Origin of the sequence: Mesorhizobium sp. M7A.F.Ca.US.005.03.2.1 (genome assembly GCF_003997795.1) — a bacterium.
Taxonomy (GTDB): Bacteria; Pseudomonadota; Alphaproteobacteria; order Rhizobiales; family Rhizobiaceae; genus Mesorhizobium; species Mesorhizobium ciceri.
Genome location: NZ_RZRP01000569.1, coordinates 1 through 4,172 on the forward strand (window position 1 = coordinate 1; position 4,172 = coordinate 4,172).

At 62.9% G+C, this 4,172-nt stretch carries 2 protein-coding genes and 1 pseudogene; all 3 read left to right on the forward strand.

What is annotated here, in order from left to right:
• Nucleotides 1-3 precede the first annotated feature (3 nt).
• Nucleotides 4-348 (forward strand): hypothetical protein, encoded by a 345-nt coding sequence (locus EN991_RS25770; RefSeq protein ID WP_245461079.1) that lies wholly within the window; start codon nt 4-6, stop codon nt 346-348.
• Between the two features lie 357 nt (nt 349-705).
• Nucleotides 706-3,342, forward strand: coding sequence for a type I DNA topoisomerase (gene topA, locus EN991_RS25775; RefSeq protein ID WP_127369824.1), 2,637 nt, complete (start codon nt 706-708; stop codon nt 3,340-3,342).
• A 6-nt stretch (nt 3,343-3,348) separates the two neighbouring features.
• A pseudogene (locus EN991_RS25780) lies at nt 3,349-4,172 on the forward strand (ribonuclease R); the annotation flags it as partial.

The following is a 4,172-nucleotide window of genomic DNA, read 5'->3' on the forward strand; positions in this document are numbered from 1 at the left end:
CTTCTGCTCAGCACCGCCGCATCCTTCGCTGCCGACGCGTGGAAGGAAGCCGAGGTCAATGGCGCCAAGATCTACACCGACGCCAATGGCATGACGCTTTACACCTATGACAAGGACGAGAAGGGCAAGAGCAACTGCTACGACAAATGCGCCACCAACTGGCCGCCGCTGAAAGCCGAAGCCGGCGCCAAGGCGGATGACGAGTGGAGCGTCGTCGACCGCACCGACGGCACCAAGATGTGGGCCTATGACGGCAAGCCGGTCTACACCTTCATAAAGGACAAAAAGCCCGGCGATGTGACCGGCGACGGCGTCGGCGAAGTCTGGCATATCGTCAAGGCCGACTAAGCACGCCAGTCCCGCTGCTGGCGGGACAAGGGCTGGTCGCCGGGCATCTCCATGCCACCCGGCGGCCGGCATCGAACAGCGTTATAATGTCGCCCGTCCTGGTTTGGGCAGCATTTCAACGACTCGGCGGAAAAATGAATCGGGTCGTTTCCGCTGACTCAGGCCCACCATCTGCCTTTCCCAAATTCTGTGATTTTCTCCATACACTCTAAGAGTGTATTGCTGCGGACCGGCCCGCAATTTGGGCGCTTCCCCTTGACCGGATGCAAAAGCGCGGCCATGTGAGCGACAAATAGAACGAGATTTCGTCGCGCGCAGCGGAATTCTTCTGCCGCACCACAGCTGATATGAGACCTCATGGACGTCGTCGTCGTCGAATCGCCGGCCAAGGCGAAGACAATCAACAAATACCTCGGCAAGAACTACAAGGTTCTGGCCTCGTTCGGCCATATCAGGGACTTGCCGGCCAAGGATGGCTCGGTGCGTCCGGATGAGGATTTCGCCATGTCCTGGGCGGTCGACACCGCCTCCGGCAAGCGCCTCGCCGACATCGCCAAGGCGGTCAAGGACGCCGACGGACTGATCCTCGCCACCGATCCGGATCGCGAAGGCGAAGCGATTTCCTGGCATGTGCTGGAAGTTCTGAAGCAGAAGCGCGCGCTGAAGGACAAGCCGGTCAGCCGCGTCGTCTTCAACGCCATCACCAAATCGTCGGTGCTGGAAGCGATGGCCAATCCGCGCCAGATCGATGCGCCGCTGGTCGATGCCTATCTCGCCCGCCGGGTGCTGGATTATCTCGTCGGCTTCACGCTGTCGCCGGTGCTGTGGCGCAAACTGCCGGGCGCCCGTTCGGCCGGACGCGTCCAGTCGGTTGCGCTGCGTCTCGTCTGCGACCGCGAATCCGAGATCGAGCGCTTCATCCGCGAGGAATACTGGCAGATCGCTGCACTGCTGGGCACGCCGCGCAACGAGAATTTCGAAGCGCGGCTGACCGCCTTCGATCGCAAGAAGCTGCAAAAGCTCGACATTTCAAACAAGGCGCAGGCCGACGACATCAAGTCGATGCTCGAAGGCGCGACCTTCAAGGCGGTGTCGGTGGAAGCCAAGCCGACCAAGCGCAATCCCGGCCCGCCCTTCACCACCTCGACGCTGCAGCAGGCCGCCTCGTCGGGTCTCGGCTTCTCGGCCAGCCGCACCATGCAGGTGGCGCAACGCCTCTATGAAGGCATGGAGATCGGCGGTGAGACCACCGGTCTGATCACCTATATGCGAACCGACGGCGTACAGATGGCACCCGAGGCGATCGACGCCGCACGCGATGCCATTGCCAAGGAATTCGGTCCGAAATACCTGCCGGAAAAGCCGCGCCAATATACGGCCAAAGCCAAGAACGCCCAGGAAGCGCACGAAGCGATCCGCCCGACGGATTTCATGCGCACCCCGGCATCGGTCAGGCAATATCTCGATTCCGACCAGATGCGGCTCTATGAGCTGATCTGGAAGCGCGCCATCGCCAGCCAGATGCAGCCGGCCGAAATCGAGCGCACCACCGCAGAGATCGAGGCGGTCAATGGATCGCGCACCGCGGAGCTGCGTGCCGTCGGTTCGGTCGTTCGGTTCGACGGTTTCATCGCCGCATACACCGACCAGAAGGACGACGATGCGGAAGACGAGGAAAATCGTCGGCTGCCCGAGATCCGTGCCGGCGAGCAGCTTGCCCGCCAGGCGATCAACGCCACCCAGCACACCACCGAGCCGCCGCCGCGTTACTCCGAAGCGTCGCTGATCAAGAAGCTGGAAGAGCTCGGCATCGGCCGGCCTTCTACCTATACGGCGATCCTGAAGACGCTCGAGGACCGCGACTATGTCACCATCGACAAGCGCCGGCTGGTGCCGCAGGCCAAGGGCCGGCTGCTGTCGGCTTTCCTCGAAAGCTTCTTCAAGCGCTATGTCGAGTACGACTTCACCGCGTCCCTCGAGGAAAAGCTCGACGAGATTTCGGACGGCAAGCTCGCCTGGAAGGACGTGCTGCGCGATTTCTGGAAGGATTTTTCCGGCGCCGTCGCCGACATCAAGGAACTGCGCGTCACCGACGTGCTGGATGCGCTGAATGAAGAGCTGGCGCCGCTGGTGTTCCCCGCGCGCGAGGACGGTTCGAACCCACGCATCTGTCCGAAATGCGGCACCGGCAATCTGTCGCTGAAGCTCGGCAAGTTCGGCGCCTTCGTCGGCTGCTCCAACTATCCCGAATGCTCCTTCACCCGCCAGCTCGGCGATGCCGCCAACCCCAATGGTGAGAATGGCGGCGGCGAAGACGGCACCAAGGTTATCGGCAAGGATCCCTATACGTCAGAGGAAATCACGCTGCGCAGCGGCCGCTTCGGCCCCTATCTGCAACGCGGCGACGGCAAGGAAGCCAAGCGCTCCAGCCTGCCCAAGGGCTGGACGGCAGAGTCGATCGACCACGAAAAGGCGCTGGCGCTGCTGTCATTGCCGCGCGATGTCGGCCAGCATCCGGAAACGGCCAAGATGATCTCGGCCGGGCTCGGCCGTTACGGTCCGTTCGTGCTGCATGACGGCACCTATGCCAATCTCGAAAGCATCGAGGACGTGTTCTCGATCGGCCTCAACCGCGCCGTGTCGGTGATCGCCGAGAAGCAGCTGAAGGGCAAGGGTGGCCGCAATGGCGGCACGGCCGCTGCGCTCAAGGAGCTCGGCGACCACCCCGATGGCGGCGGCAAGATCGTCGTGCGCGACGGCAAATACGGGCCTTACGTGAATTTCGGCAAGGTCAATGCTACGCTGCCCAAGGGCAAGGATCCCCAGTCGGTGACGATGGAGGATGCGCTGGCGCTGATTGCCGAGAAGGAAGCCAAGGGCGGCGGCGGCAAAAAGCCGTTCCGCAAGGCGGCCGCGGCCAAAGCTCCGGCAACCAAGAAAGTAGCCGCCAAGAAGCCGGCTGCGAAGAAGCCGGCCGCGAAGAAAAAAGGGTAGGACAGCGTGGCGCGCAAGATCACCGGCAGAACCCACGGCGATCCGCGCACCGCCGACACCAGGGCCAAGGTCAAGGACGACTATCGGCCGTCGCGTGACGAAATCCTGCGCTACATTGCCGAAAATCCTGATCGCGCCGGCAAGCGCGACATCGCCAAGGCGTTCGCGCTGCGCGGCGACGACCGCATCTGGCTGAAGGATATTTTGCGCGACCTGCAGGACGAAGGCGTCCTCACCAAGGAGCGCAAGGGGCTGGCCCGCGTCGGTGCCCTGCCCCATGTCACGGTCCTCGATATTTTCGACCGCGATGCCGATGGCGTGCTCTTGGCGCGCCCAACCGAACACACAGCCAATGGGCCGCCGCCGATCGTTTCCATCCGCCTGTCGCGCAGTGGCAGTGGACCGGCGCCCGGCATTGGCGACCGCGTGCTGGCCAAGACCTTTCCGGCCGACGACACGAACGTCGCCCTGGGCGGCCCCGCCTACACCGGGCGGGTGGTGAAGATTTTCGAAAAACGTACCGATGCCGTGCTCGGTATCTTTCGCATCCTGCAGGACGGCACCTTCCGCATCGAACCGGTGGAACGGCGCCAGCCCGAACTGATCGTCGACAAGGAATTCCAGAACGGCGCCAAGAATGGCGACCTGGTCGAGGTCGAGCCGGCGCGAGCCTCCCGTTTCGGCTTGCCGAGAGCCAAGGTGCTCAACGTGCTGGGCTCTCTAACCAGCGAAAAGGCGGTCTCTATGATCGCCATCCATGCGCACGACATTCCGCATATCTTCCCGGCCGACGTCATCGCAGAATCCGAAGCCGTCAAACCGGCGACGCT

What these genes read in the sequence shown, in the direction of transcription:
- topA (WP_127369824.1), top strand. Translation starts at nt 706, where the DNA reads ATGGACGTCGTCGTCGTCGAATCGCCGGCCAAGGCGAAGACAATCAAC.